Origin of the sequence: Brevundimonas sp. (assembly GCF_023259385.1) — a bacterium.
Taxonomy (GTDB): Bacteria; Pseudomonadota; Alphaproteobacteria; order Caulobacterales; family Caulobacteraceae; genus Brevundimonas.
Genome location: NZ_JAHFPF010000284.1, coordinates 1 through 4,296, shown reverse-complemented (window position 1 = coordinate 4,296; position 4,296 = coordinate 1). Strand labels below are relative to the sequence as shown.

At 67.6% G+C, this 4,296-nt stretch carries 7 protein-coding genes; 2 read left to right on the top strand and 5 right to left on the bottom strand.

All coding sequences use genetic code 11. From position 1 onward, the window contains the following. Positions 1-639 (top strand): serine hydrolase (locus Q0C81_RS16760; protein WP_291840637.1); only part of this gene is annotated, 639 nt, incomplete at its 5' end. Here the strand turns inward: Q0C81_RS16760 and msrB are convergent. The 5 genes from msrB to rplM all read right to left on the bottom strand — a co-directional run bounded on the left by msrB (position 636) and on the right by rplM (position 3,528). Then, on the bottom strand, positions 636-1,127 hold the full coding sequence (gene msrB / locus Q0C81_RS16755) for a peptide-methionine (R)-S-oxide reductase MsrB (protein ID WP_291840634.1): 492 nt from the start codon (positions 1,125-1,127) through the stop codon (positions 636-638). The two genes, Q0C81_RS16760 and msrB, sit on opposite strands and share 4 nt — an antisense overlap. Before the next feature lie 50 nt (positions 1,128-1,177). Beyond that, a complete protein-coding gene (argC, locus tag Q0C81_RS16750) occupies positions 1,178-2,110 on the bottom strand; it encodes an N-acetyl-gamma-glutamyl-phosphate reductase (RefSeq protein ID WP_291840633.1) in 933 nt (310 codons plus the stop codon). Beyond that, positions 2,107-2,475 carry a hypothetical protein gene (locus tag Q0C81_RS16745; RefSeq protein WP_291840630.1) on the bottom strand — a complete coding sequence of 123 codons (369 nt, stop codon included), beginning with the start codon at positions 2,473-2,475 and terminating at the stop codon, positions 2,107-2,109. The genes argC and Q0C81_RS16745 overlap by 4 nt, the downstream gene beginning before the upstream one ends. Positions 2,476-2,554: 79 nt before the next feature. After that, positions 2,555-3,049 (bottom strand): 30S ribosomal protein S9, encoded by a 495-nt coding sequence (gene rpsI, locus Q0C81_RS16740; protein WP_291840627.1) that lies wholly within the window; start codon positions 3,047-3,049, stop codon positions 2,555-2,557. A 2-nt stretch (positions 3,050-3,051) separates the two neighbouring features. Beyond that, entirely contained in the window at positions 3,052-3,528 is a 477-nt protein-coding gene (gene rplM, locus Q0C81_RS16735; protein ID WP_291840623.1) for a 50S ribosomal protein L13, read from the bottom strand. Between the two features lie 304 nt (positions 3,529-3,832). Here rplM and Q0C81_RS16730 point away from each other — a divergent pair. Continuing rightward, positions 3,833-4,296, top strand: a 464-nt coding sequence (locus Q0C81_RS16730; RefSeq protein ID WP_291840620.1) for an alkaline phosphatase PhoX, incomplete at its 3' end; no start/stop codon positions are given.

The following is a 4,296-nucleotide window of genomic DNA, read 5'->3' as shown; positions in this document are numbered from 1 at the left end:
GATTATTCGGATCCGAACTCCGACGTCGCCCGCTTCCTGCAGGAACCGGCCTTCGACGGGCGCGATCCGGTCGTCACCTACATGGCCCGCCTGCCCCGCGCCCATCCTCCGGGCACGCACTGGAACTACTCCACCGGCGAGACCAATCTGATCGGAACCCTGGTCGCCGCCGCCGAGCGTCGTCCGTTGGCCCAGCTTCTGTCCGAGCGCCTCTGGTCGCGCGCGGGCATGCAGGCGGACGCTTTCTGGGCGCTGGACCAGGGCGGGCGCGAGATGGGCGGCTGCTGCGTCTCGGCCACCTTGCGCGACTGGGGCCGCATCGGCCTGATGGCGCTGGACGGCGGCGAACTGGGCGGCGAGCGCATCGTTCCCGACGACTGGTTCGCCCAGGCCGTGACCAAACAGGCCGAGACCGGCGATCCCGGCGAGGGCTACGGCTTCCAGTGGTGGACCCAGGACGACGGGATCTTCGCCGCCTACGGCATCTTCGGCCAGACGATCCGCGTCGATCCCGAGCGCCGGCTGGTCATCGTCCTGCTGTCCGCCTGGCCGGAGGCCACGGGCCGGTCCCACAGCGCCGCCCGCCGCGCCTTCATCCGCCAGGTGGTCGAGGCGGTCGACGCCGCCCCGCAAACCTAGGCGGGCTGGAAGATCAGCGACACGCCGTTGTTGCAGTAGCGCTTGCCCGTCGGCGCGGGGCCGTCGTCGAACACATGGCCCTGATGCCCCAGGCAGCGGGCGCAGTGATATTCGGTGCGCGGGATGCCCAGCGCATAGTCCCGCTTGATCCCGACATTGGCGGCCATCACCCGGGTGAAGCTGGGCCAGCCGGTGCCGCTGTCGAACTTCCACTCCGAGCGGAACAGCGGCAGTTCGCAACCCCGGCAGACGAAGGTCCCGCGCCGGTGTTCCTCATTCAGCGGACTGGTCCCCGGCCGCTCGGTGCCCTCGTGGCGCAGCACTTGATAGCTGAGCGCCGGCAGCCGCGCCCGCCACTGGGCGTCGGTGATCCGCCGGAAGGGCGAGTTGGCGTACTGCGCCTCCGAGGCATCGGCGACTTCCGGCGCGCACGCACTCAGCGCCGCAGCGCCGGCGGTCAGGAACAGGGCTCTGCGGGTCTGGGTCATGACATTGATACGTCGGGAGGCCCGACGCAGATGCAACCCCTCCCCCATCGTCAGGTCAGCCCGGCGGCTTCATCCAGTCCCAGCATCAGGTTCAGGTTCTGCACCGCCGCGCCGGATGCGCCCTTGCCGAGGTTGTCCAGCAGGGCGACCAGCCGGGCTTGCTCCCCGCCCCGGTCGCCGAACACATGCAGCCGCATCCGGTTGGTGCCGTTCAGCCCCTCCGGGTCGATCCCGGTCATGGCCTCGGTCTCTTCCAGCGAGGCGACTTCGACGAAGCGTTGACCGGCATAGGCCTCGACCAGGGCGCCGTGCACCACCTCGACGGAGGGCGAGCCCGGCAGGGCCGACAGGTGCAGCGGAACCTCGACCAGCATCCCCTGCCGGTACGACCCGACGGCGGGCGCGAACAGCACCTTGCGCTCCAGCCCGGTATGCCTGGTCATCTCCGGTACATGCTTGTGCTTCAGCGTCAGGCCATAGGCGCGATAGGCCTCGGCCCCGCCGCCCTCGAACTCGGCGATCATGGCCTTGCCGCCGCCGGAGTAGCCGCTGACCGCATTGACCGTCACCGGCCAGCCCGCCGGCACGATCCCCGCCGACACCAGCGGACGCACCAGGCCGATCAGGCCGGTCGGATAGCAGCCCGGGTTCGACACCCGCGTCGAGGCGGCGATGGCCTCGCGCTGGCCCGGCGCCATCTCGGCGAAGCCATAGGTCCAGTCGGGATCGACCCGGTAGGCGGTCGAAGCGTCGATCACCCGCACCGCAGGGTTCTCGATCATCGACACCGCCTCGATGGCCGCGTCGTCGGGCAGGCACAGGATCACCGCGTCGGCGCCGTTCAGCGCCTCGCGCCGCGCCTCGACGTCCCGGCGGCGGTCGCCCAGCAGGATCAAGTCCAGATCCGGGCGCGTTTCCAACCGCTCGCGAATCTCGAGCCCCGTGGTGCCCGCCTCGCCGTCGATGAAGATGGTGTGGGTCACAGATAGAACTCCGGGCCGCCGCGCTTGATCACGGCGACCGCCTCATAGGGGCCGATGTCAGTGTAGATAAGCAGCGCCGCGCCGTTCCCGAACCCGATCCGCATTTCGAGGTCGCTTGCCTCCACCGAAACAGCTTTCTGGTCGATCAGCGCATGGAATTCGATCGGCTTCTCGACGAACCATTCCTTGTCGTACGCAACGCTTGAGCCATCGGGCCTGACATAGCCGACGTTCAAACCGGCATCGACATAACACCCGTTGTCGAAAACGAAGCGCAACGAGGTCGCGTTGACGGCGATCTGAATCAGCCGCGCGGGCTCTTCGATTAGAAAAGCCAGTCTGTCTGCAGAGGGGAAGGCGTACATGGCGCTCTCCAGCGAGTCCCAAAGAAAAAGGGCGCTCCGGTTTCCCGAAGCGCCCCCATCCAACCCGTAATGAAACGGCTTAGCGCTTCGAGAACTGGAACGAACGGCGAGCCTTGGCGCGGCCGTACTTCTTGCGCTCGACGACGCGGCTGTCGCGGGTCAGGAAGCCGTGCGGCTTCAGGACCTTGCGCAGTTCCGGCTCGTAGTGCGTCAGGGCGTGCGACAGGCCGTGGCGGATGGCGCCGGCCTGGCCCGACAGGCCCGAACCTTCGACGGTGCAGACCACGTCGAACTGGGTTTCACGCTCGGTGACGACCAGCGGCTGGGCGATCATCATGCGCAGCACGGGACGAGCGAAGTACTGCTCCTGGTCCTTGCCGTTGATGGTGAACTTGCCGGTGCCCGGCTTCACCCAGACGCGGGCGATCGCGTTCTTGCGCTTGCCGGTCGAGTAGGCGCGGCCCTGGGCGTCCAGCTTCTGGACGTAGACGGGGTGCTCTTCGCCCACGCCCGGAGTGCCGAGGCCCTTCAGGGCGTCGAAGCCGGTGGCGGTGTCGTTGGTGACGTCGGTCATGCTCAGACGCTCCGGGTGTTCTTGGGAGAGGCCGACGCGAAGTCGATCGTCTCGGGCGACTGGGCTTCGTGGCTGTGCGCGGCGCCGGCGAACAGACGCAGGTGCGTCATCTGCTTGCGGGCCAGCGGGCTTTCCTTCGGCAGCATGCGCTCGACGGCCTTCTCGAGCACGCGCTCGGGGAAGCGGCCGCCCAGAACCTTCTCCGGGGTCGTCGACTTGACGCCGCCCGGGTGACCGGTGTGGCGGTAGTAGATCTTGTCGGTGTTCTTCTTGCCGGTGAAGACGACCTTGTCGACGTTGGTCACGATGACATAGTCGCCGCAATCGACGTGCGGGGTGTAGTCACCGCGGTGCTTGCCGCGCAGACGGTTGGCGATGAAGGTCGCGAGACGGCCCACCACGACGCCTTCAGCGTCGATGTGGATCCATTTCTTCGTGACCTCGGCCGGCTTCAGCGAAGCCGTAGTGCTCTTCAGCATAACGAGGAGTCCTTGGGAGACGGGCGAAACGGGTGTTCTCCGGCGGGACCGGTGAACGGAAGGCGCGCTGATAGAGGAAGCCCGGCGCGGGGTCAATGCCGGTTTGTGCACCCACATCGCATCATCTCATTGTAAAATAATGAGAAAACTTAAACGGTATTAAAATACCGCATCAATGCGCGGCCTTTGCCGCCGTTTGTCGGCCCGGATGACCGCCGGGACGATCCGCCGCGCTCGCTGTCACAGAACCCTGACCGACGCCCGGCATAAGCGCGGCAGTTCCTGTCACCGGAGTGCCAGCCTCATGCCTATCGACCGTCGCGGCGTCCTGACCACGGGCGCCGCCGCCCTCGCCTTCACTGGCTTGGCCCGTCAGGCCTCGGCCCAGGCGGCGACCGCCGACACCTATGTCAACGAGGTCGAGGGCTATGGTCCGCTGCGGCCCGATCCGAACGGCCTGTTCGACCTGCCCGAGGGCTTCTCCTACACCGTCGTCTCCCAGGGCGGCGAGACCATGGACGACGGCCTGCTGGTCCCCGGCCAGTTCGACGGCATGGGCTGTTTCGCCCTGTCCGGCACGCAGGTGGCGCTGGTCCGAAACCACGAGCTCAAGGGCTCGTCGCGGGCGCACCGCAACTGGGGCCCCGGCGGCTACCGGCAGGAGCGTCTGGGCCGGGTCGACGCCTCCAAGGCCTATGACACCTACAAGAACGGCCAGGTCCTGCCCGGCGGCACGACCACCGTCGTCTACGACCTCAAGACCGGCGA

Excerpts from the sequence above, each read along its gene's own strand:
- msrB (WP_291840634.1), bottom strand. The coding sequence starts at position 1,127 with ATGACCCAGACCCGCAGAGCCCTGTTCCTGACCGCCGGCGCTGCGGCG.
- Q0C81_RS16745 (WP_291840630.1), bottom strand. The coding sequence starts at position 2,475 with ATGTACGCCTTCCCCTCTGCAGACAGACTGGCTTTTCTAATCGAAGAG.
- rpsI (WP_291840627.1), bottom strand. The coding sequence starts at position 3,049 with ATGACCGACGTCACCAACGACACCGCCACCGGCTTCGACGCCCTGAAG.
- rplM (WP_291840623.1), bottom strand. The coding sequence starts at position 3,528 with ATGCTGAAGAGCACTACGGCTTCGCTGAAGCCGGCCGAGGTCACGAAG.